Genomic DNA, 23,632 nt, shown 5'->3' with positions numbered 1-23,632 from the left:
AGATCTTGGCTCCGTTGGGTATATACCAATTATAACCGCTTCCATTATAGTCAAGACCGTACCTCTCATTTATCATGATACCCTCTTTCGGTATAGCAGTTGGAGCACAGCCATTGTAACCGTTCATCTATAGTTGTGGGTATCATGGAATTATTACAACCATCAGAAAGATCAAATATGGTCATTCTAAGTGGATAAATCCAGTCACCTAAACGGTTATGCTATTAGGTAAACATTTACGTTCACTGAAAATGATCTTATCCAAGCTGGTATACGGGAAACTTTTCGCGGTGAAGCTTGTCGGCAGGCTCCCGGCTGATATTGTTGAAAATAAACAGAGCCATACGGCAACTTACCTGGCTAAAAATATAATAGTAAATAGTTGTCCGCTATCCCTGCGACCCTCCCAGACAGTTAATTTCAAAAATGGTAAAAAAAGAAAGCCAGCAGCGCGGTCGTAAAGACGGAGCGGGAGAACTATATGTCCCGGAGGGTGACCGGAACAACGTGGAGGGCATTATGCGTTCGTACGATGTGGCTGACCGAGATTGACGCCGCTTTTGTCCGTTTTCTTTCGAAAATAGCGTAAGGGGCTACTTACTCCAAGCGGTCCTGTACGTGTTTTGCAAATCCGGTAAACCCGGTTTTTGCGCCCGGCAGCCGGAAGCTTTTGAGGAACCCGAAAATGCTGAGCGGCATTTAGAAAGCGGTCAAAATTCAAAGCATTTTCTCCGCGGAAATTCGCTAACGGGCAGTTTACGCTCCGCATCTGAACCGGGCAGTGAGAACAAAACGAACTGAACGAAACTTCGATCCCGTTTCCTTGTTCCATATCCATGGCGAAGAACGATACGGACCTATCCGGCTTTGTACGGGTGCGCGGTGCCCGCGAACATAACTTGAAGAATGTAAACCTGGATATTCCCCGCGATGCACTGGTCGTATTTACGGGGATCTCCGGCTCCGGTAAATCCTCTTTAGCTTTCGGTACGCTCTACGCAGAAGCGCAGCGACGCTACCTGGAATCGGTATCGCCTTACGCCCGCCGGTTGTTCAATCAAATGGCTATTCCGGAAGTGGATGAGATCGAAGGCCTGCCGCCTGCGGTCGCCTTGCAGCAGCAACGGGGAACTGCAAGTACACGATCCTCGGTAGGTAGCGTTACGACCCTTTCTAACTTATTGCGCATGCTGTATTCCCGCGCGGGCGATTACCCGGCGGGACAAGCTATTATTTACGCAGAATCCTTTTCACCCAATACACCGGAAGGTGCCTGCACGGAATGCCATGGCCTGGGCCGGGTTTACGAGATCACCGAAAAAACGATGGTGCCGGACGACACCCTGACCATCCGGGAAAAGGCGATCGCCGCCTGGCCATCGGCCTGGCAGGGACAAAATCAGCGGGATATCCTGACCACTATGGGGTATGATCTAGACATCCCCTGGAAAGACCTGCCAAAAAAAGACCGGGACTGGATCCTGTTCACCGAAGAGCAGCCTGTTGTGCCGGTTTACTCCGGTCATACCCACGAAGAAATTCAGCGCTTTATCCGAAACAAGCGCCAGCCAGACTATATGGGCACCTTTACCGGCGCGCGCCGGTATGTCAGGCATACGTTCGCCAATACACAAAGCGCGCTGATGAAAAAAAAAGTAGCGCAATACATGATCAGCAGCGAATGTCCGCTGTGCCATGGAAAGCGCCTGCGCCAGGAATCCTTGGCCGTCAAGTTCGCCGGCTATGATATTGCGGAACTGTCCCGGCTTGCCCTGGATAAACTGGCCACCATATTTACGCCCTATGCGAGCGGCGAGGCCAAAGCCCTCAAACAACTGGAAGAAAAACACCCGGAAAAGGTCGTTGTCGCTAAACGTATCGCCGAAGACTTCCTGGCCCGCGTACAGGTTATGCTGGACCTGGGCTTGGGTTACCTGACCATAGAAAGAAGCACGCCTACCCTATCGCCGGGCGAATTGCAACGACTGCGCTTAGCCACGCAGGTTCGCTCTAATCTTTTCGGTGTGGTCTATGTGCTGGATGAACCGTCAGCAGGCCTGCACCCGGCCGATACCGAGGCCCTGCTGCGGGCGTTGGATAAACTCAAAGCATCCGGTAATTCTTTATTTGTCGTAGAGCACGAGATCGATGTGATCCGGCATGCCGACTGGATCGTGGATGTCGGCCCGGCAGCAGGCGAAAAAGGTGGCCATATTTTATACAGCGGCGTACCTGAAGGTCTGCGCGACGTAAAGGAATCGCTTACACGGCGCTATATTTATGACGATACGACAAAAACGATCAGCGATCCCAGGAAACCTAAAGATCTCTTAAAACTGGAGGGCGTCACCAGGAACAACTTAAAGAACCTCGATGTCGCTTTTCCTTTAGGCGTATTAACCAGTGTAACCGGTGTTTCCGGCTCCGGAAAAAGCAGTCTGGTCAGTCAGGTTCTGGTAGAACTGGTGGCTGAGCACTTGGGCCTGCAGGTGGACATTACCGGCGATACTGAAGCGGATCCGCTGGAAGACACGCAAGCACAAACTTTGGGCGGTCGGATCACCAGCGGAATGGAGCATGTCAAACGACTGGTCGTGGTTGATCAGAAACCTATCGGACGTACACCGCGTTCTAACCTGGCCACTTATACCGGCCTGTTCGATCATGTCCGTAAACTATTCGCTGCTACGCCCATGGCCAAGGCGCACAAGTTCGATGCCGGCCGCTTTTCATTCAATGTTGTCAAAGGGCGCTGTCCGCATTGTGAGGGTGAAGGCATGGTCATGGTCGAATTGCTATTCCTGCCGAGTGTCTATACGCCTTGCCCGACCTGCGGCGGAACCCGCTATAATCCCAAAACTCTGGAGATACTTTATAAAGACAAAAATATCGCGGAGGTGCTCGGCCTGACCGTAGACGAGGCGGCCAACTTCTTTGATGAAGAACCGGCGATCAGCCGCGCACTGGAGGTCGTACGGGAAGTTGGCCTGGGCTACCTGCGGCTCGGACAGCCTGCGACCGAACTTTCAGGCGGTGAAGCCCAGCGGATCAAACTGGCGACAGAACTGCAACGCGCACAACACGGTCAAACCCTGTACATACTGGACGAACCGACTACGGGACTGCATCCTTCAGATGTGGAGCGCTTATTACTCCAGCTGAACCGCCTGGTCGATGCCGGTAATACCGTGATCCTGGTAGAGCATGATATGGAAGTGATCGCGGCCAGCGACTGGGTGATCGATATCGGGCCGGGCGCGGGTGAATCAGGCGGCCTGATCGTGGCCGAAGGCGAGCCGGCAGCGATCGTCAAAAACAAAGCGAGCCGTACTGCGCCTTACCTGGCCAAACACCTATGAAAGCAGATACCCCATCTTATTTAAATTTTGATACCGGCAAATATGCCTGGAAGCCGGACATCGATTATAAAAAACATCCCGAACTTTATCGTGTGGGTAAAGGCGAACAAGGCGTATTGATCTGCGAACCGTATAAAAGCGAGATCGGACCGAACTGGCGCTTCAAGACCGAGGAGATCGCTAAAGAAAGCAGCGCGAAAATCTACGCACAGTTCCAAAAGTATCTTAAACAGGGTGATTTCGTCGGGGCCGATATGGCGCGTAAATACTTACAGATGGGTTATACCCGCGCAAGACGTTACGCGAATTACAAGGGTGGCAAAAAATATGATGCTGAAGATAATTATGCCCTCTTAGCGCGCGGTACCGGTGAAGAAGAAAAAGCGAAAGCTGCCGCCGTGTTTTATGCCTGCTGGAAGGCCGCGGAAGCCAATGAACAATATCATACAGAAAAGCTGAACTGGAAAAAAAACAGGGGCTGAATAATCCGTCCGTAAAAAACTACATCACGCTGCCCCCCGAACGATCTTCAAAGCGACTTCGTCTCTGGCATCATATTTATAAGGATATACACATGAAAGCATCATCAACTAAAACAAGTGACCTGGTTAAATCGATCGACAAACAATTAAAGGCGATCCTTGCAAAAGATATCCGGAAGATCGACGATGTAAACGTTCGATCTGCCGCATTCCTGCAACTCATAGCAGCTTAAGGGTTGTTGTATAAACGACCAATAAGCTTTAATATATACCATCTACCAAAGAAAAAAGCGTTCGAAATTTGAACGCTTTTTTCTTTGTATTGATTGTAAGCTAAAAAGTGCTCTCTGGAAACCAGTATCCCGGAGTAAACTATATTAATATAATAACATCATAAATGCAGTTAAGATCATTTACTGAGTAACGACTGGCCTGGTGGCAGCCGGAATGCTCTTTTCCTTCTTCAATTTTTTTTTCAACCGGCCATCAGGAATTGATACGCGGATATCGGATTTCTGACTGGTACGCCAGGAAATAGGAATAGCCAGATTGCTGGGCGCGACCGCACTGATCTTACTTATAGTTTCGGAACATGTTAAGGGATGGGCCTACTTCGGCTTTTGGATCAAGCGTTCGTGCAAGGGATAATCGACCAGTTGTTCAGACAACCTCCGTTACCACTAACCACTTTCACGTATTTAGGTAAAGAACCTTTTTTCCACTGGGAATTGATCATGAACCTTGTCATTAATTTTCCCACATGCGGGATAATTTTTAAATTGTCCACAAACAACAAATTATGAAAGGCCTGACCGCCAGGGAATGTGTATTGCTAACGATCATCTATCTGATCATAGCCACTAACTGTTACGGCCAGTCCGAACGGTTCCAGATCAGCGCGGGCACCGGCTTCGAGGCGAACCATTTCAATTGGTCGATCGCAGGAAACGCAGATGGACAGCATCCTAATATCTTATCTGAATTAAAATTTGACAGGATAAATTCGTATGGCCTGTTTGGCAACGGCAGTTATCAGGTCAATACCGCTTTGAAGATCAACGTTCACTATCAGCGTTATAAAGTAACGAGTGGTACAGGCACTGATGTCGATTACGCCGGAGACAACAGAACAGCACCGATCTTTCAGGAAGCATTTGAGAGTGATCGGGGCAGATCACAAATGTTCATCGTAGGGGGACAATATACCCTGATCAGGTCGGGCAGTTTTCGGCTTGCCGGTGGAATTCACTACATGGACAGGTCTGCCATGTATTATCTGCTCAGTGACCGGTTAAGTGCGTTAGAAAGTTCTTATGAGGCAAGTTATAAAGGCGGGATAGCCTCGCTATCTTCGGAATATCAGGTCCTTCCGGCGATCTGCATCGGTGCTGATCTTGGTTTTAGCCTGAGTTCTTACAAGGGTATAGCGGATTGGAACCTGATCGATATTTTCCAACATCCGGTAAGTTTTGCCCAATCCGCTCATGCGAAGGGCGTAACGCTTAAGTTGAAAGCTCTTTACTTATTTACACCGCGTTTAGGAATCAACGTGAATGGCATCTTTGATCATCTATCTATCCATAAAGGCACCGACATCTCGTATCTAAAAAACGGAACATCTATAGCCACACGTTTCAATGGAGGAAGCTCAAGGAGCTATGTGGCCAACATCGGCATGTTCTATCGATTTTGATGCACAATAGCCAGTCGGATAACAGAACAGGCAACCATAAAGGTCGCCTGTTCTATTTTGTGTTCGGTGATACCGATCTAAGCAATCGGCTATCATTATTTTTTCAGTTTATAGATAATGCTGATCGTCGGGCTAACCCCGGTATTATAAAGTACAAGCGAGGTGTCGGTTCTATAGAAAAGTTTGCCTTTGAGATCGGTTCGCCTTGCCTTAGCCGCATTGGTGAAATACAGGCTGTCAGAAGCGATCTGAAACCCGATGACCTGATCATTTTTGATAACGTAATCAAAGTTTGTTTTGATATTATCTGCTTTGGGATAAATGGCAAATGAATTCTGTTCAAAAGGCTGTCCGTTAGATAGCCAGGAAAATGTATTCCCATTGGTGATTTTTGTCCAGATACCCTCGCCGGTACGAATAGAATCTTCCACAAAATTTATTCTTTTACCATAGGTAAAGGGGTCGATAATGACTTCGCCTTCTGTATTTTCCTTGGTGCAGGACTGCATAACGGCAAGAAACAGAAAAGCTATCAGGATTTGAAATTTGTTCATGTCTGTTGTGAATTAAAGGGTTTGATAATTGCCTAATGCTATTACGTTTGCAAAGACTCTTTTGCTACAGCAAATCAATTATCAAACCCTTAGAAAAATTAAGCTAAACAGTAAAATCAGTTATGGGCAGGTCAGTTTATTAAGGTCATTGTTGATTAAGCAACAGTTGGGCGGATTAGGATTACCATTGTTTAATTGTGCTTGCAGATCTGACCTTTCCTGAGCGGTCATAATGGTGTTATCCGATTTATAAACAACAGGTGCCAGTTCCGCATAAACATCGGTTCTCGCTACATAAGGTAAATAGAAATAATTCAACCAGGCGCGGTCAAGATCAGATTGGGTCGAACCCTGATAGATCTCGGTTCCATCTTTTTTGGCGTACATCACCTCATTTGTGTTATATACGACTGAAGTGCTTAGCGTCTTAGAACTGTAACCCATTACAGAGTTAAAATCGTAAGGACCCGATTGGTAATAGTCCGTGGACGGTTTATTAAAATTGGCTATACCGGGTGCCTTCAGATTGGGCGTATTGATGTTCACATAATCATCCCGGTCTATCCGTGTATGCTCATGTCGCATTCCCAAGGCATGACAGATCTCGTGAATGATCACATTATTCAGCCAAGGGTAATCAAATGCAAAATCGCCCAAGTTAATGCGCTGTACGCCGCCTTGCCTTCCTAGCGGGGAGTTACTGGTGTCGGAATCACCGATCGACCAGAATTCAATGTTCGGGTATTGAAAACCGTAGGTCGGGTCAGTAAGCGGTTCGCAAGTAGCATTATAAAACCGGACATTTGTGTTGGCCTCGATCTCATGGAGCGCAGAAGCGATCTGCTGTCTCTGTGCGGTCGATAAATTGGAGCCGTAGATGATCCTGACCATCGCCCAAAGGTTATAAGGTGTCGGGTAAATACTGAAGGCACGCGGTATCACGCGTCCATTTGCAGAATTTTCAAACGGTATATTGTACGCCGGGTGCACATTTTTTGCGAAGCCGATATAATCAGGCTTTTTATCCAGCAGGTTACCGTACTTGTCGAGATTCTCCAATTGTACTTTACTTAGTCTGATGTCGCCCTCCCAAAAGAAGTCATCACCTTTCTTTTCTACGACGACGCCCGATCTTAGGGTCACGAGGCCGTCTTTTGCGTTGGTGAAAGCATCCGTTCCATCGGTGCTTACAGCGTCATTTTTTTTACAAGACGGAACGAACGCTATCAGTGCGATCATTACCGCCAATTGGTACACTTTTTTCATAAAATTTTGATTAATGGTCCTTAAATTTTAGCAAAAGATTTTTCGTCATAGGCAATTGATTTATCGTGAATTAAAAAAACACAAGTTACTTAATCATAAATTAATTTTCCCGCATACGGGAAAATTAATTTATGTAACAATTTAGTTGCAAATTGGGTAAATCTATTGGCCAAAGTGGTGACATGATCGATTAATTTTCCCACATGCGGGAAAAAAGATAAATTAGGGTATTACCTTATTCAGACACGTTATGGAACAACCTTCTTCACACCCGCACAACATCGATTTCCACAAAGCAAGCTTTAAAGATTTTGAGGACATTCCAGGACTGGACTCCTTTCAAACCGCAGAGGTATTCAAGGATTTTACCAATTACATGGAAGCTCATCAGCAGATGAATTACCGGTTTGTCACAGATGGCGGCTGCGGCCCGGAGATCTGGGTCAAGTCACCGTTCAGCACGGAGGCCCAACTATGTGTAAGCCTGGTATCGAATGATTACCTCAACTTTACACAGCACCCCAAAGTCAAAGCGGCCGCCATCGCAGCGATCGAGCAGTACGGAACGGGTGCAGGTGCTTCACCTTTGATCGGGGGACACCATGCCTACCATGTTCAACTGGAGAAAAAGCTTTGTGCATTTTTCGGAAGGCCGGACAACTCTTCCATCATTTATACGACCGGATATACCGCTAACAGCTCTACACTGTTGGCCCTGTTAAAGCAGCATGACTGTGCCATTGTCGACATGGCCGTTCATGCAAGCGTATATGAAGGTTTAAATGAAACTACTGTCAAAAGATTTCCGCATAATAGCATGGTCCATTTGGAACGGGCACTGAATGATGCAAAAGATAAGTTCACCACCCGCATCGTGATCATTGATGGTGTTTATTCACAGGATGGAGACCTTGCGCGGATGGATGAGATCTACCGTTTGACCAAACAATATGGTGCCTTTTTAATGGTGGATGACGCGCACGGAATCGGTGTGTTGGGTGAGCGCGGTCGCGGCGCTATCGAGATCTTCGGTCTGCTTGACAAAGTGGATGTCATTGCCGGGACGTTAAGCAAAGCGTTCGGTCATATCGGCGGCTTTATCATCGCTAAACCGGAAATAGCGAACTATTTAAAATTTCAGTCAAGGCAACAGGTCTTTTCATCCACGTCAACACCAGCGAGTGCCTGCCTGTTAAAAGCCATTGATCTGATCGATGAAGAACCGCACTGGCGGAGACAATTGGCCGAGAATGTGGCCTACTACAAAAAAGGCTTGCAGGATATGAAACTGAATATCGGCACAACCGAATCCCCGATCATCCCCGTCAAGATCGGTGATGCGCACAAAACAGGCGATGCTGCCAGGTTATTGTTGCAGGCAGGTATTTACACGAACGCTATCGTTTACCCTGGCGTTTCCAGAAAAGATGCAAGAATCAGGACCAGTTTGATGGCTACTCACACGAAGGAACACCTGGATAAGGCACTGAATGCTTTTGATCATGTGAACCAGCGTTTAAAAATTGCGAAGATGGAATAGGCTTTTATATTTACACCTTGAAATGTTTGACGCATGAATAGAAAACGTTACCAGGGTGCACAGAATGATAAGGAGCGTTCGATGAAAAGCTTGATCGACGCGGTTGGTGTGGTCATAGCGACAAAAGGATATACAGGCCTGACGCCCACCACAATTGCCAAGACCGCAGGTCTGAACAGGCGTTTGATCACCTTGTATTTCAATTCCGTTGAAGAACTGATCGAAACGTACGTCCGGGGAAAGGATTATTGGGTAGCAGCTTCGGGCGATGCGGCACGAATGATCAGCCGCGACCATGACAGTAATGCGCCGGATACCAAGCCGATCCTGGAATGTCTGCTGACCAGCCAGCTTGACTACTTCTACAACAATCAGGAGATGCAAAAGACCATTCTTTGGCAAATCAGCGAAAGTTCCAAGATCATGAAGGAGATCTGTGACGAAAGAGAGCTGTTGAGTAAGCTCTTTTTCGCACTATCCGATAAAGAGTTCGCCAACAAGGAGGTAGACCTCAGAGCGATCTCATCCTTGCTCGTTGCGGGTATCTATTACCTGGTGTTACATGCCAAGTCAACTGATTCCCTATTCTGCGAGATCGACCTGAACCAGCCGGAGGGTATGGACAGGATCAAAAAAGCGATCAGCTTTATTTTGGATAAAACCTATGAATGAACCTGACCGCGCTGATAGAAATCAGCGGTCAGATAAAAGATCGTATCGATAAAGAACAGTATGCCCTGGTAGGATAACACGTTCTCATCGTGAAGGTCTTCGAAGATCAAGCCAAGTTCATTGTTGACATAATCGTTATTCCGCTTCCACACGAAGCCGTTATAGCTTAAGAATTGCCTGACCATACCAAGGTCTGTGGGTTCTGAGGCTACCACAAAATCCTGCATGACGACGGCATGCAGTTGTCCTGAGACCATTTTGAAGCCTAAAAAAGTGTAAGCGGTAGCGGGAAAAAAATAGTTGTGCAAAAGCAGGCTGTTGAAATAATCCAGCCAGTATTCGTAAAAGACCGCACCGTTGGTCTTAATGACCTGGAGGTCGTTCAGACGGTAAACACGCTGCTCAGCTCCTTCACTGATAAAGTCACCCTCACTGACGGGAATGGTATAAAGAAGGTCTTCCTGATCTGCAAAAGCTAAGACTGCTTCAGCCTCTTGATCTTTGAGGTACTGCTGCTTTTCAGTGTGGAGGCTTGTTTTCGCATATCCTCTAAGGAAAGTTTGGGTCTTTTTGAGTTTGCCTCCCTGGCCAGTCGGTTCATCTCCGAGAATGATATGTTGTAATTCATCTTTGATGCTTTTCATTAATTTATAAGTAAAGGTACTTCTTTAATATTTGGTTTCAAAGATCCAAAAGGATCCCCTACCCGATCTGGACAGTAACACTTCATTCAGACAAGGTTCGCCAAACGTTCTCTTCCGGTTCGGGTATGTGCGGCAATTTTTCTGGGTCCCAAAGCTTAAGTTCCTGGTCAATGAAATGGTACATTTTTTTGATACCGACCTCCTGGCAGGCAAATACGTGCGTGATGCCGTTCTTTTGCAAATAGTCCGGCCAGAAACCGTCCTCACATAATGGTTCTATATACACATCATCATCAATATCCTGATCGAGCGCAAATTGAAATCCTGAGACCTGCGGAGACAGCGCTCCATTCACAGGGTCGATAAGCTCCGTGGTTAACCTGAAAAGCATCGCCGGATAATGGCCCACACTGTACATGATCTCGATCCTTTTCAGGCAGCGTGCATTCAGTTCCAGTACTCCATAGGTTAAGAGTTCCACTAAGGCAAGCCACTTCCGATCAGTGACGTTCAATAAGGTATTTTTTGATTCTTCTAACGTTCTCATATTTTGACTATTTGCTATAAAAAGCAACAGGCTTTAGGCCTGTTGCTTGATGGTGTTATACACTCATTTTGGATTTACGCGACTGCTTTTTTTGCGGCAGTTCCTCCTGGGACTGCGAAGTTTTTTGCAGGCTTTTTGAAACGCTCTGACCCTGGCCCAACAGCTCTTCCCGTTTGATCTTTTTCATCTGATGATCGTAGAGATCGACGGTCTTAAATTGTGGGTTGGCTGAAATGAAGTACTTCTTTTCGCCATCACCATTGCCTACGGTGATCTGTTGCGCATTACCCTTTTTAAGTGAACGGCACAACTCTTCCTTAGCTTTTGGATCTTCCATTTCCTTGATGCCCTTACCCGTGATCACCTTATCCAGATCAAAGCCGTAATTCTCATGATAATGCTTGATCTTTTTGTTACCGTTTTCGGTAAGGTTCTTATCATCCAACGTGAGCCAAGCCTGATATTTTTGATTTTCCAGGTTGGTCAATTGCTTGTGAACGGCCCTTCCTTCCATGAGATTAAAAGCCTCTTTAGCGGTGACCCCATGTCCTTTATTGATATAAAAGGTCTGCTTATTGTCCTTAGCAGGGTCATCTGCATTGCGGATGCTGGCATCAAACTTATTGAAAAAGTACATGTCCTGCTCGTTACCAGCTTTAAAATGAAGCGTATAATCTACATTCTTTTGATTGAACTCATGCGCAGCACTTAACTTAAACTCGGGTGTTTTGGCTTCAATGGCCTTGTCCAACTCGGCGTTTACTTTTTCGCCAAAGCCTAAATTCAAAAGGCTTTTCTTTAAAAATTCTGCATTTTGCGTGTTCATAACTGAATTATTTATAAATAAAAAAATTGGTGAGTTACTAATTAGTGGCCAGTGCAAGTGCCTGTTGTTGTGGTACAGGAATAATGCTGACTTCATCCAGGGCGCTCTGACGGACCTGTAAATAAAGATGGCGGTTACCCGAACGTTCATAAACCTCCACGAAAAGTGCCTGGTCATCAGCAAGTGAGAAGCGTTTGAAAGCAAAGACCTTTACCACCTCTTTGCCTTTGACCACCATTGGCTGTTCGGGGAGCGTGGCATAGCGCGGAACGATCTCCTGCTCATGGGTTGCCATGCGGTCTACCGTTTTTCTGTCGCGGATATAGAACCGGACAAAATCAATGCTATAAGGCAGGTTCGAACGATTACGAAGATCTAATCGCAGATACAGCCGGTCACCGGCGAGCGACAGGTTATTGATCCAGCCCTTTATTCCCCCGGATCGTTCTTTCGTAGCGACGTTCTTTCGTTCGCCTGCAGCCAACTGCCTGGCGATCAACTGCTCAGTCTTGCCGTTACGGTTGATATTCAAAGCGCCTTGCGGGCTATTGCTGATGGTGATCCGTCGTCCCGCTCTACCATAAGAGTAAGCAACTGGGATACGGTGTTTTGTACCCGTATTCGTTTCCTCCACCTCAATAGATCGTTTACCCAATTCTGAGGTAGTTGCTTTAACGGTCAGTACACCGTTGCCTTTGTACTTTATGGCGATAGCATTACTGTTGCTGCTGATCAGCCTGACCGCTGAGGGGAAGAACAAGGCTGTTGTTCTATCTTTGCTGATGTAAGCAGTATCTTGTGCGTGTGATAACTTTCCTGCCCAGGCAAGAAAGATCATGATAATGAAAGTTCTCATATAATACTCTTTTAATTTTCACGGTCATTAGCATCTTTCAATAGCACTTCATAGCCTGCTTTGACCTTTACTTTGATCTGTTTGACCTTTTTACCGAATAAACCTTTTGCCGCTTCGATCCCAGCACCGGCAGCCTGTGCACCCAGGGACTGATCCATACTCATGACCTGCATTGAACTAACAGCATTGCTCACGCCACTTTTGGCGGCATCCCTGCTGATGGAACCGGGTACGTACAAACCCTGCAAGCCATCGAGATCATAGACTATGAGTGATACCGGCATAATATTATTGAGATAACGGATGCTGGCGATCCGAATGTCAAGGCGTTCATTGTTCAGGGTGCAGGTGCCATAAATAAAGCTGCCTTTAGGGATCATTTTGCCTTTGACGTAAATGCCATCGACCAGTCGCAGCTTGGCCACTGCACCGCTGACCAGTGTTTGATCCTCATGAACCACCGCCTGTATCGCATTTCCCTCGCCGCTTTCCTGATCAGTAGCTTGGTTAGCGGTAAATCTTACTGGAACATCTTCGTCGTCCTCATCATCGTCCATCATGCGGGTCACCGCAAAGACACGTCCTTTATTTTTTAATGATCTGGCCCTTGCTGTATGATCTGCGTTGTCCGGGTTTTGAATGTCGTTGATCTGTTGCAACATATGACTGAGCTGCTCCATTTCCGGATCTTCACTACCGCCGCTATTCATGGCAGACATCATCATTTGCAGTCGTTTCACCTCAGCACCTGAACCAGAACTATAACCGGCTGCTGAAGCAGAGACAGGCGCAGATGATCGTTCCAGTTGTGTGTTGATCTGGGCCAGTTTGGCCTGTATCCTTGCTTCATCGCTGGTGACAGCATCAGTTTGCCCGGACAAGGAATGCTGGGGCACCGCGTTCTCGGTAGCAGGATGCCCACCAAATCCCATGGAACTGATAAACCCGTTGCTGACGTTATCGGGTCCTGCCGTATCTGGTCCCTTGGGTGAGGCTTGGTAAACACCCATTTTATCCTGTTCAGCTGCTTTGTTGAATTTCGCTTGTGGCAGTTCGGTGTTCAACCCTTTGACAGTGGCCTGTTCAGTTCCGGAATTATGGTCGTTCCTGCCTCCGCCCAAAGCCCAGAAAGCCATGGTCAGAAAAGGCAGGATCAATACCGGTATCATCATTAAAAATTTTCGCTCTTTCAGAAACTCCGGAGCGTGTGCAGGCGTAACGCCATGTTTGATAGTTGCTTCCATGATCTAATGATTATTTGTTAATGAATCTGTTAATGCGGCGTGTCCGTCCGATCTGATGTCCGAGGCTCTGCCAATGTGCGTCGCAGGTTTGTAGCCCTGCTTTAACGAGGGTATGGTGTACAGGTCGGTGAATATTCCTGTGACCAAGGCTACTGCTGCGAACGACAGGAGCATGATGAACAGGACCTTCTTCTTGCGCACGCTGTAGTTATTGAACTTTTTGGCGCAGAGATCAGATAGCTTTACCTGATACCTGATGATACGTTGGGCGATGTGTCCTGCCAGACGGTCACGGAGGGCAGTTCGATCATCGTGTTGGTTGACTGCTTTCATGATCATTGATGTTGAATGAGGGTATCCTGGTTAGCGATCGTTTCCCAGTGCTGGATAAGAAATCCATGCGGATTATTATCAGATCTTGTGACATTACGCAGATAACCCTGGGTGACCAGACTGCGGTTGAGGGTTGAGGTCGCGCGGATCAGTTTCTGCGTAGCGAAGCATTTGAAGTAATAGGGATACTGATCGATGTCCAGTTTAATACTGTCGATCACCACCTCCTGACTGATATTGCCCGAAATAATGTTGTTATAATAGCTTTTTTCCTTCAGGTCATTATATTGATTTTTCGCACTTTCATCAGCCAGATACAGTGCCTTGCCGATGTTCGCATTGATCACCTTTTCATCCGGGTCAAGGGTGAAAAAATAATGATGGAACATTTGAATATGATCACGGGCCTCGACCGGTATATTGTCCTTGCGGTCAGCAGCAAATGCCTCCAGTGCTTTGCCATTCGCCAGAATGTAGATATGCCTGGAAGCGGTATCTGACGCCTGATAACTTTTGTAAAGTGCAAAGCAGGATATGATCGTACAGGCTCCAATGAGCAGGAATGTAAACAACCTGACGTGCCTGAAGGCGGTCTCTATATTTTTGAGTTGTGTGAACATGGCGTTAATTTTTTAGTGAATGATTATCAGTTCCCGCTGATGCGTGCTGCCTGTTGATCCGATGATGAGGAAGGTTTATCCTTCCCCACGCTGTTCCAGCCGCTCATAAAATCTGCGGGTGCATGGCTCAGGTTGACCGCACCGTTCATTACCCGTTCACCGGTCTGTGAGCCCGCTGAAACCACCGTATTGGAGCTGCTGATGACCATGGCGTTTACTTTTTGCAAAAGACCGTTACCACCGCCTGCATTAACGATGTAATTGGCTACACTGGGCACGGTAAAATAGCCGATGATCCCAATGATGAGGAAGATAAGGTATGCGGTGTCGGTCGAGCTGAAGAATGTATCACCGGCATTGTGCACCTGGGAAATATCAAGCTTCAGCATATTCTCCTGCACCTTGCCGATGATGGCACCAAAAATATTGGCCACCGGCAGCCAGAGAAACACGTTGATGTATTTGGCCAGCCATACGGTAAGCGTGCTTTGAAAGCCATCAAATACCGCCAGCCCAAAAACGATGGGTCCTAAAATGGCCAGTATAATCAGGTAGAAAGTGCGTATGGTATTAATGCACAATGCCGCTGCCTGATACAGTACCTGCAAGACCTCACTCATCCATTGCTTCACCGTATTACGGAAATTATAGGATGCTTTGGCCATTGCGAACTTCATGTCGTTACCGACGCTTGCAAACACGCCTTCACCACTTCCGTCAATATCTTCAGGATGCGTGTATTTGTACCATTTATCCCGGTCACCGTCACCGTCAGGGCCGACGTACATCTGCCAGGTATCTGTTTTTTCTATGGCTTCCTGTTTTGCTTTGAGTAAAGCTGCGATCGCTGCATCGGAGTTCTGCACCATACCGCCAGTAGCATTGACGGTCGGCTGCATGATCCCATTGACCACGGCGATGACCGTCGGAAACAACAGGATGGCCAGCCCAAGTCCGAATGGACGCATCAGCGGATAAAAATCGATAGGTTCTGCTGCGGCGATCTGCCGCCAGACCCGGCTTCCAATATACCATAAGGCTCCAAAACCTGCGATAGCCCGACCAACGCCAATCAGGCTGCTGCACATCGGAAGCATATCATTATACACGTTGTTGAGTGTACCTTGCAGCCCTTCGATGTTGTCTGCCAAGCCTGCTGCACGGGAAAATAAGGGCAATAGCATTCCCGATACCGCAAATACTGCGGTCAATAAAGCTGTCTTTTTCATAATACTTGTGTTAATGGGTTATCCCGTAAAGTTTTTTCAAGGTTATCGCATCACCTTTTTCCTTTGAGCGTTGCAGACTGAGCATGATGCCATTCCGATTAAAATAGCGCAGAAATTGAAGTTTGTCTGTTGAACTCAGATATATTCTACCAATGGCTTTGATCCGCTCATCATCGGACATGCGAAGTTTGGATGCGGTTAGCACGGTGGTCAATTCATTGACGTTATCCAGGCTTTGTTTCACCAACTGCCCGTAAACCTTGCCCATGTAATCCAGTTCCGCACCGGAGAAAGAACCGCTTTGTTTAAACCGGGCAAATGATCTCTTATACTCACCGAGTAAACTCGCTTGTTGTGAAATGATCTCGGCGACCCTTCCATAATTTCTTACTGCCGGACTGACCTGAAGGAGGCCATTGAGGTAAACATCATGCAAACTGAAGTTACCCTGTGACAACGAAGAAATGGTGTTATAGCCTTTTTGATAGATCTGATAGCCGGTCTTCATATCTGATAGAATGCTTTTAAGCTGGGTAAGCTTTTCAATATTCAGTAATAATTGCTGCAATTCCTGACTCTGCGCACAGGCAGCTCGGGGGCCTACGGCAGCCCATATTACCATGAGCATCATTCCGATCACTTTAATACTTGTTTTCATAACCATTTAATTATCGTATGCCAAACAGCGATCTGCCGTTACGCACACTATTGGTCTCCTGTTTTTTGTGTACACCGTAGATCTGAACTTTTCCGGTAAAATCGGCAGCGAACCGGTAATTGCTTTGCATAGCCAGATGGATCATATTTAATCTGCTTATCCTTTCCTGATCATTCATCTGTAGCTTGCCATTGCTTAACAATATCTGCAAAGCGGTTATCTGTTCATCACAATCAGCCATAAGCGCGGACTTAACTTTTCCTACATAATTTTCTTCATCAGCAGAAAGGAAATCCGCTTTATCCAACCTATGCAGTTGTTTCAATATATCTTCCTGCCAGACCAGGATCTCCTTGACCTTTGGATCACTTTTAACCACCGTATTGACATGCTTCAGTTGATCGTAGAATGACCTATGCAAACTGAACTCATTTTGTAATGATTCGCCGATATAGCCGAGGCCACCGTTCGCGATCTTATATCCCTGCCTGAGATACCCGGAATAGACCTGCAAGGCTGCAATTTGTTGAAGCAGGTATTTTTTCTGCGTTTTCTTTTGGGAGAACCACTCTGCAAAAGTTTGTGCCTGAACTTGTATAAACAGCATCGATGACACCGCGGTCAGAAACGCGTAGGCCAATAGCACCTTACTTCGCCTGCCGATATCATCAGCACGGCGTTTGATCTGATCATTTAATTCCATAAAGCAATTTGATTGAGCGGGTGTCAGCCAGGTCCTTACTGCGCTGCAGGCTGATCCTTATATTTTGATCGTTGAACTGCTGCAAGTCATTATAATTAGTATCGAGCTGATCGCTGGCATGATTGATCAGTTCCAATCGTTCCGCATCCGTCATTTGAGTTTTGAAGCTGTTGATGACAAGCAAGATCTGATCAAGGTTTCTGACGCTCGCATCAAGAATACCGCTGTAAACCCTTTGCATATATTTGATCTCTTCCGGTTTGAAATGAGTGTCTTTGCGAAAAAGTCCCCAAGCCCGCTTGTACTGGCCTACCAGCGCCGCTTGTCTCAGCGTTACATCTTTGATGCGCTGGTAATAGGCAATAGTAGACTTGATCTTCCATAGTTCTGTGTAGTAGCCACTATAGAGCTGTTTCTGTTCCTCCGTCCACCCGGATATCTCTGTCAGCTTGAACTTAGACAATTCATTTTCTAACACTTTCTGGGCGTTCTGCAACCAAATGGTCTTGTTTTGCATCCGCTGCACTTTGAGGTCAATGGCCTTGATCACCTTTTTGACGGTCAACTTGATCACCTCAGCGATCGCAAACTGTGCATGAGTCTTTGGCACCGATGATAACAACAAAAGTAGTGTCATCGTAATGGCATGAATCAACTTAAATTTTTTCATAGCAAGCCCCTTTCGGATTAAAATCGAACTCAAAATGATATTGAAAATTGATTTATTTTACCTTATGGTATGCAGAATTTCCAATTTTCAGAATGTTGTTTGGAGCAATAAAAATCTGCTTTCCAAACTCTGTTTCTTTTAGTGATTTATTGGCAATGTCCAAAGTCGCATTCCATAAGGCAACTTTGTATTCTCTAGGATTCGTTTCGCCGTTTCTAATCTTGTTAAACCCGGTTCTTCTTTCAATCTTATAGGTTTTACCGCCGGAATTGATCTTCTTGACTATCAAAGTATCGTCAGTAACCGAATATTCGTTTTTAAATTGGGTCACGTAAACGCCAGAAGGATCAATGTCTTTTTCAGATTGAGAGCAACCATATAAAATGGTGATTACAAAAATAACAATGGTCGATGCTTTCATATTGTTAGTTTTTATTATGCCGCTTTTTCAATTTCTTCCTGAACTATTGCAGCAATACCGCGCTGGATGCTGCCATATTTTTTTGCATATTCCTGAACCTTTGCTTTTTCAGCAGATTCAGTTGTATAGGTCCAATACTCTTCACGGCTAACCTCCGTCCGGTAGACTTTCGATAGCTGGCCATTCAAACTGATGAAGACCTCTTTGTACTTATACCGCTCATCATTATTCCTGTTCATACTCATGATAAGTGCCGTTTCTTTATCCGTGATGCCCAACAGTTGCTGTATCTTGGGAAAGTCATTCTGATACTTGCGCTGGTCCAACAATATCTTACAGTCGCTATTATTAATGATCGCCTGCTTGACCACAGGAGAACTGATAATATCTTCAATGTCCTGGGTCACCACCAAAGCCTCGCCAAAGTATTTACGGACAGTCTTAAATAAATACTTAATGTATTCAGCCATTCCCTCACGGGCAATTGCTTTCCAGGCTTCCTCGATCAATATCATTTTCCTGGTTGCTTTGCTAAGCTTGCGCATTTTCGAAACAAAGGTTTCCATGATGATGAGTGTAACTACCGGAAAAAGAATAGGATGATGTAGGGCTAAGCACCGGGCGCCTTTTGATATTACTATCTTAGGTTTCCCAGCACTCGCCTCCGAACCGTACGTACACCTCTCAGCGTATACGGCTCTCCACTAATATCCGCAGTCTATTTACCGTGATGTATCTTCATGTGGCAAGTATGGCATACAGCCATCGTTTTCCTTTTCCTTGCAATCATGTGGACTTCCCAAGGGTCTTTGCCCTTTGCGATGTCTTTCAGTTTTCTGACATGGTGCATTTCCAATTCATTCGTCTCCCCGCATAATTCGCAATTGCGAGCTTTGAGCCTGTCAATCAGGCTTGTTCTCATTTTTGCGTGATAATAGTTGGGAAGCTTGTCAAAGAAGGCATCTTTGGCTTCGATTTTCCGCTTAAAGCCGTCATTGTAGAATGTGCGAAAACGTTGTTGCCGTTTAGTATTTGTATAACTTACGGTGAACACACCATCTTTCTTGTACTTTCTACAGATGTTGGGTACAGTCGTCCGGTACTTACCTGCAAAGGTTTTGTACATACTGTATTCCATAATGTAACTGAAGTTATTAACAGTTCCGGCGTTGAGTGCAATTGAATAGTAGTTATAGAACCCAATCAGTTCCGCATTGTACTTGCTAAGGATTTCCAGGTCATCGTTGAATATCAATCCTTTCCGATGTTTTGGTTTCCATTGTTCTTTCCCGTTGTGCAGTTTTATTTCTAACACTTCGTAGTCGAGCAACTTCTGTTTAATCGTATCAGGCGGTATTTTGAGAACCACTTTTTTGTGGTATGCTCGTCTTATTTTGCCTTCAACATTCCTTTTTGACAAGTTGGATTTGCGTACAGTAATATCAAATGAAAGGAACCTTGCAGGCTTCTCACTATGGGTAATCAGTGTTTTTTCGTCTGATAAAGTAAGCTGTAACTTCTCATTCAGGAAGTTTGAAATATCCTGTTTGATTTGCTTACAATCGTCCAAACTACCGATTATTCCAATTAAAAAGTCATCTGCGTACCTCACATATTTGAGCCTTCTGTAGTCGCTATCCATCTCGTCGCAACTTGGTATCAATGCTCTTTTTCTATCAATTTCCTTAATGCGCCTACCTATCACTTTCCTATCGTTAGCATCATCTTCGGCTTTAAGCATTTGCGTAGCAATTCGCTTATCGTATTCCAATTGACTGCGTTCCCTGTTCGGGGTACGCCCTTCACCCAAATCGAAGTGTTTGATGTATTCTTTAACGTACTTGTCCAACCTGTCAAGGTAAATGTTAGCCAGTAATGGACTAACGATACCACCTTGAGGCGTTCCGCTGTACGTCTTGTGATACACCCAATCTTCAATATAACCAGCATTCAGAAACTTCCTGATGAGCCTGATAAAACGTTCATCGGAGATGCGTTCTTGCAGAATTCCTATTAGAACATCATGGTTGATGTTGTCAAAGAAACCTTTAATGTCGCCCTCAATGAACCATTTGGCTCCGTTGAAAGATTTGGTGATTTGCATTAACGCAGTGTGGCAACTTCTTTGAGGCCTGAAACCATGAGAAGAATGCTCAAAGCTTCCCTCATAAATAGCTTCAAGTATCATCCTGATTACCTCCTGCACCAACTTATCATCGAATGCTGGTATTCCTAAAGGGCGCTTTTTACCGTTTTTCTTCGGTATATAAGTCCTCCTTGAGGGACGGGGTTGATAGCTTTCATTTCTGATAGCGTCAATTAGCTTTTCGATTCGGTCAAGGCTCATTTCGTCGATAGTCTGACTATCTGTGCCTTTAGTCATATTACCTGGCTTGGCATTAATATTTTGATAAGCCACATAATACATCTCCTCATTGAAAAGGATACGGTAGAGCCTTTCAAACTTATAATCTGAAAGTTTGCTATGCTCTGTTAGACTGATTAATACTTTTTCTGGATTTCTCATAATGTCTCTCACATTTTCCTAAATAGGTATTAATAAATATTAGCTGCTTCCCTTCGCCATGTACAAGGCTTTCCCTTGCTCGGACTACTACGGAAGCTCCGTTACCATATCGAATATTCAAAAGCCTGCGCTTTATAGCCACGCCAGTGGCATTTCGACTTAGGTAATCCACGTTTAGTTGCGTAATAACTATGGCGCAACAGATTGTCGGATATGATGTCCACCCTTTATTGCATATTGCAATTGCGCTGTGATTTGTTCTTGCTCTCCCTCCTCAAGGAATGGAAAGAGAGTATCACAGTATGACGAGTTTAGTTATCTTACGTCACAGATACAGCCGGGAGCCGCTTGGGTTATCATTCAATCAGTATGGATTTTATCCTTATATCTGTTTTCTCATCCGCTATTCAGTCGCAACCTGATAACTGGTTGACTTATAGATGTTGTCGGCATGCTACACTCCCCGATATTTGGTTTCCCTCACGGATAAGCCGACGGATGATAGGCCTCTTGAACACTGGCCTAATACCCTGCCATGGGTATATTTATTACGCAGCCATTACGTGCGCACCCTTGATATTGTCCAGTTCGAAGACAATGAAGCGGCGTTGCAAAAGGTCAAGATTTTCCTTTGCATTCAATAGGTAAGCATACTCACCGCCTTTGTAATATGGCTTTAATACAAACAACATATTATCAATATCAAAACGCTCATCCTTTACTTTAGATTGCCTCATCGTTTCATAGAAGTCTCCGGCAAGGAATTCATAGAAGCTGTCGAAGCATGGAAAGACATCTGGGTGGGCTTTAAGCTTCTCGTAATAATTAAATAAAGCGTCCGAGATGGCGATATATTCCGACCGCTGAACACCTTCATCTTCCTTCTTCCAAAGCGCCAGGATCATTGCTTTTATACTTTCCTTTTTCTCTGTATCCAGATAGTCGCCCTGGGCTATATAAAATGGATTAAAACTGATCGGGTTCTCTTCTGAGTAGGTAAAATAATAACCGCCCACGAATTCGCATAAACCCTGGTAACTGTGACCAACATCCACTAATACAACGTGTGCCCCCTGTTCAAAGTAGCTTCTTAACAAATGGTTGGTAAAGAACGATTTGCCGCTGCCGGACGGCCCTAATATAAATTTGTTCCGGTTGGTAGTGATCCCTTTTTCCATCGGTTCATCACTGATGTCCACATGAACCGGCTTGCCGGACAAGCGATCACCTAACCGAACGCCGCAGGCGCTGATGCTGGAACGGTAATTAGTTTCCAGGTTTAGAAAGCAGGTCGCCTGTTCCACAAAGGTATCGAAGGAATCATTCATGGGAAAGGTCGCCTCATTGCCCGGCAGGCCGGACCACCAGATCTGTGCCGCCCCGTCAGTTTCCTGTTTGGGTTGAGCATCCATCTGCGCTAAAGCTGAACTTACCCTGTTTTTGATCTCCTTCAGTTTGGCCGGATCATCCGCCCAGGCCATTACGTTAAAATGTGCTTTGACGGGAAGGCGCTGCTGGCTGATCGCTTCATTCAAAAAATCGTGGGTAGCATCCCTTCCGATGGCATTTTCCCGTGAGTAAGCGGATAAAGATTGTAAGCGCAGCTTTTTGGCTTCGAGTTTTTTTAACGTTTGTACACTATCCTCAATGAAGATGTACTGGTTATAGACGTGGTCACATCTTAAGAGGGTGCCGATCGGTGAAGCAAAGCCTGTACTGAATTTGGTTTTGTCCGTGCTATACCGATCATAGGTGATCCTCGGACCGCATAGCGGTGGCAGGTCTTCGGCATCACTCAAGGTGAACAACTGGCAATGATCATCACCGATCCTGATCTCTTTCTCGATATGAATATCTTTCAGTGTGGTTCTGCTCTTCTTGTTGAGCAGGAAGCAATATTGCTCCAGTACACCGGCTGTCTTTGAAGTACCGGCAAGGTCGTCATCAGTCAAGCGTCGCAACTTGATCAGACCGCTATCTTCCAATACCTTCACAAATTGCCCGCAATGATCTGAAAAATCAATAAAAAGTTCCTCAGATGTGGTTTGTACAGGCACTATGCGCTTACGCATCAACGTGCTGACTGCGCTGGAATACACTTTAAATCTTTCCGGCTTCTTGGTCAGGAAGACATGGCAATGATGGTGCAAATATGGTCGCTCATGAAAATGCTTTTCGCTGGAATGGGACAAAAATGTTTTGACCGAAGAAGCGCCCTCCGCATTAAAGTCTGCACTGTACCGGTCACCGATGAACCAATCCTGTTTGTGAAAGACGGAATTTTTCGGCAGCAATTTCAACGCTTTGATCCAGGCCTCATGAAAGCTATGATATTCGTCATTGGAAAGACTGAATATTTCCGGCAGCGTGACCTCGAACCCGATTGTGAGATCGCCCTGTGCTGAAAGCATACAGTTATGCTCGACCTGATAGATCGGAAATACCTGTTCCGCTTTTGTGTATGTTCTCATGTCGCTCGTTTTAAGTTTAAGAAAATCTTTCTGGAATTGAACTTCAAATACCGGGGCAGGTAACGCCTGGCCGAACGCTTCATGAGTCCATGCTCGCCATATTTATGACTTAGCCTGAAGACCTGATAAAAAAGTAAACTGCCAAGCGCCCCGGTTATGACCAGGCATAAGGTAACGGGTACACTTAGAAGGTACATTACCGCAAATGCGATCAGTAGTATGACGAGACCTGCGGCAAGATACCCGATATACTGCGCCTTTAGCCCTTTAAATTCAATGGGTTTATTTATACCCTTATTGATCTGATAGAGTGCCAT

Annotated in this window: 23 protein-coding genes and 1 pseudogene; 6 read left to right on the top strand and 18 right to left on the bottom strand. The window is 45.7% G+C overall.

Annotated elements, in window-relative coordinates; translation table 11 throughout:
* The first annotated feature begins 836 nt into the window (after positions 1 to 836).
* The 4 genes from uvrA (at position 837) to AC3WJC_RS04345 (ending at position 5,534) form a co-directional block, all read left to right on the top strand.
* The gene (uvrA, locus tag AC3WJC_RS04360) at positions 837 to 3,359 is read left to right on the top strand and encodes an excinuclease ABC subunit UvrA (RefSeq protein WP_492397847.1); all 2,523 of its coding nucleotides are present in this window, start codon (positions 837 to 839) and stop codon (positions 3,357 to 3,359) included.
* Positions 3,356 to 3,841, top strand: coding sequence for a DUF4385 domain-containing protein (locus AC3WJC_RS04355; protein ID WP_492397846.1), 486 nt, complete (start codon positions 3,356 to 3,358; stop codon positions 3,839 to 3,841). Before uvrA ends, AC3WJC_RS04355 begins: the two co-directional genes overlap by 4 nt.
* A 92-nt stretch (positions 3,842 to 3,933) precedes the next feature.
* The gene (locus tag AC3WJC_RS04350) at positions 3,934 to 4,074 is read left to right on the top strand and encodes a hypothetical protein (RefSeq protein ID WP_492397845.1); all 141 of its coding nucleotides are present in this window, start codon (positions 3,934 to 3,936) and stop codon (positions 4,072 to 4,074) included.
* A gap of 566 nt (positions 4,075 to 4,640) precedes the next feature.
* Positions 4,641 to 5,534, top strand: a complete 894-nt coding sequence (locus AC3WJC_RS04345) for a hypothetical protein (RefSeq protein ID WP_492397844.1) — start codon at positions 4,641 to 4,643, stop codon at positions 5,532 to 5,534.
* 95 nt (positions 5,535 to 5,629) lie between these two features.
* Here the strand turns inward: AC3WJC_RS04345 and AC3WJC_RS04340 are convergent, their stop codons facing one another.
* A complete protein-coding gene (locus AC3WJC_RS04340; protein WP_492397843.1) occupies positions 5,630 to 6,088 on the bottom strand; it encodes a hypothetical protein in 459 nt (152 codons plus the stop codon).
* Between the two features lie 120 nt (positions 6,089 to 6,208).
* Positions 6,209 to 7,354 (bottom strand): M12 family metallopeptidase, encoded by a 1,146-nt coding sequence (locus AC3WJC_RS04335; RefSeq protein ID WP_492397842.1) that lies wholly within the window; start codon positions 7,352 to 7,354, stop codon positions 6,209 to 6,211.
* Positions 7,355 to 7,604: 250 nt separating this feature from the next.
* Between AC3WJC_RS04335 and AC3WJC_RS04330 the strand changes: the two genes are divergently transcribed.
* Positions 7,605 to 8,894 (top strand): aminotransferase class I/II-fold pyridoxal phosphate-dependent enzyme, encoded by a 1,290-nt coding sequence (locus AC3WJC_RS04330; protein ID WP_492397841.1) that lies wholly within the window; start codon positions 7,605 to 7,607, stop codon positions 8,892 to 8,894.
* Between the two features lie 33 nt (positions 8,895 to 8,927).
* The gene (locus AC3WJC_RS04325) at positions 8,928 to 9,566 is read left to right on the top strand and encodes a TetR/AcrR family transcriptional regulator (protein WP_492397840.1); all 639 of its coding nucleotides are present in this window, start codon (positions 8,928 to 8,930) and stop codon (positions 9,564 to 9,566) included.
* Here AC3WJC_RS04325 and AC3WJC_RS04320 read toward each other — a convergent pair.
* From AC3WJC_RS04320 to AC3WJC_RS04245, 16 genes and pseudogenes are all read right to left on the bottom strand, one after another.
* Positions 9,557 to 10,210, bottom strand: a complete 654-nt coding sequence (locus tag AC3WJC_RS04320; protein WP_492397839.1) for a putative polyvalent protein kinase domain-containing protein — start codon at positions 10,208 to 10,210, stop codon at positions 9,557 to 9,559. The genes AC3WJC_RS04325 and AC3WJC_RS04320 overlap by 10 nt on opposite strands.
* 82 nt (positions 10,211 to 10,292) lie before the next feature.
* Entirely contained in the window at positions 10,293 to 10,757 is a 465-nt protein-coding gene (locus AC3WJC_RS04315; RefSeq protein ID WP_492397838.1) for a hypothetical protein, read from the bottom strand.
* A gap of 55 nt (positions 10,758 to 10,812) precedes the next feature.
* Positions 10,813 to 11,583 (bottom strand): hypothetical protein, encoded by a 771-nt coding sequence (locus AC3WJC_RS04310; RefSeq protein ID WP_492397837.1) that lies wholly within the window; start codon positions 11,581 to 11,583, stop codon positions 10,813 to 10,815.
* 37 nt (positions 11,584 to 11,620) lie between these two features.
* On the bottom strand, positions 11,621 to 12,439 hold the full coding sequence (locus AC3WJC_RS04305) for a DUF4138 domain-containing protein (RefSeq protein WP_492397836.1): 819 nt from the start codon (positions 12,437 to 12,439) through the stop codon (positions 11,621 to 11,623).
* 11 nt (positions 12,440 to 12,450) lie between these two features.
* Positions 12,451 to 13,683, bottom strand: a complete 1,233-nt coding sequence (traM, locus tag AC3WJC_RS04300) for a conjugative transposon protein TraM (protein WP_492397835.1) — start codon at positions 13,681 to 13,683, stop codon at positions 12,451 to 12,453.
* A gap of 3 nt (positions 13,684 to 13,686) precedes the next feature.
* A complete protein-coding gene (locus tag AC3WJC_RS04295) occupies positions 13,687 to 14,016 on the bottom strand; it encodes a hypothetical protein (protein WP_492397834.1) in 330 nt (109 codons plus the stop codon).
* A gap of 2 nt (positions 14,017 to 14,018) precedes the next feature.
* Entirely contained in the window at positions 14,019 to 14,636 is a 618-nt protein-coding gene (gene traK, locus AC3WJC_RS04290) for a conjugative transposon protein TraK (RefSeq protein ID WP_492397833.1), read from the bottom strand.
* A 26-nt stretch (positions 14,637 to 14,662) separates the two neighbouring features.
* Entirely contained in the window at positions 14,663 to 15,865 is a 1,203-nt protein-coding gene (traJ, locus tag AC3WJC_RS04285) for a conjugative transposon protein TraJ (protein ID WP_492397832.1), read from the bottom strand.
* Between the two features lie 10 nt (positions 15,866 to 15,875).
* Positions 15,876 to 16,496 carry a TerB family tellurite resistance protein gene (locus AC3WJC_RS04280; RefSeq protein WP_492398986.1) on the bottom strand — a complete coding sequence of 207 codons (621 nt, stop codon included), beginning with the start codon at positions 16,494 to 16,496 and terminating at the stop codon, positions 15,876 to 15,878.
* 37 nt (positions 16,497 to 16,533) lie between these two features.
* On the bottom strand, positions 16,534 to 17,226 hold the full coding sequence (locus tag AC3WJC_RS04275; protein ID WP_492397831.1) for a hypothetical protein: 693 nt from the start codon (positions 17,224 to 17,226) through the stop codon (positions 16,534 to 16,536).
* On the bottom strand, positions 17,213 to 17,896 hold the full coding sequence (locus AC3WJC_RS04270; RefSeq protein ID WP_492397830.1) for a conjugal transfer protein TraI: 684 nt from the start codon (positions 17,894 to 17,896) through the stop codon (positions 17,213 to 17,215). The genes AC3WJC_RS04275 and AC3WJC_RS04270 overlap by 14 nt, the downstream gene beginning before the upstream one ends.
* A 52-nt stretch (positions 17,897 to 17,948) precedes the next feature.
* On the bottom strand, positions 17,949 to 18,317 hold the full coding sequence (locus tag AC3WJC_RS04265; protein WP_492397829.1) for a hypothetical protein: 369 nt from the start codon (positions 18,315 to 18,317) through the stop codon (positions 17,949 to 17,951).
* Positions 18,318 to 18,331: 14 nt separating this feature from the next.
* Positions 18,332 to 18,919: pseudogene (locus AC3WJC_RS04260) on the bottom strand (TraG family conjugative transposon ATPase); the annotation flags it as partial.
* Positions 18,920 to 19,035: 116 nt separating this feature from the next.
* Positions 19,036 to 20,844, bottom strand: a complete 1,809-nt coding sequence (locus tag AC3WJC_RS04255; RefSeq protein ID WP_492397828.1) for a reverse transcriptase/maturase family protein — start codon at positions 20,842 to 20,844, stop codon at positions 19,036 to 19,038.
* 548 nt (positions 20,845 to 21,392) lie between these two features.
* Positions 21,393 to 23,315, bottom strand: a complete 1,923-nt coding sequence (locus tag AC3WJC_RS04250; RefSeq protein WP_492397827.1) for a TraG family conjugative transposon ATPase — start codon at positions 23,313 to 23,315, stop codon at positions 21,393 to 21,395.
* The gene (locus AC3WJC_RS04245; protein ID WP_492397826.1) at positions 23,312 to 23,632 is read right to left on the bottom strand and encodes a DUF4133 domain-containing protein; all 321 of its coding nucleotides are present in this window, start codon (positions 23,630 to 23,632) and stop codon (positions 23,312 to 23,314) included. The genes AC3WJC_RS04250 and AC3WJC_RS04245 overlap by 4 nt, the downstream gene beginning before the upstream one ends.

This window comes from Mucilaginibacter sp. FW306-07-L, assembly GCF_058782065.1.
The sequence above is the reverse complement of the archived record's forward strand: the minus strand, read 5'-3'. Positions and strand labels throughout refer to the sequence as shown.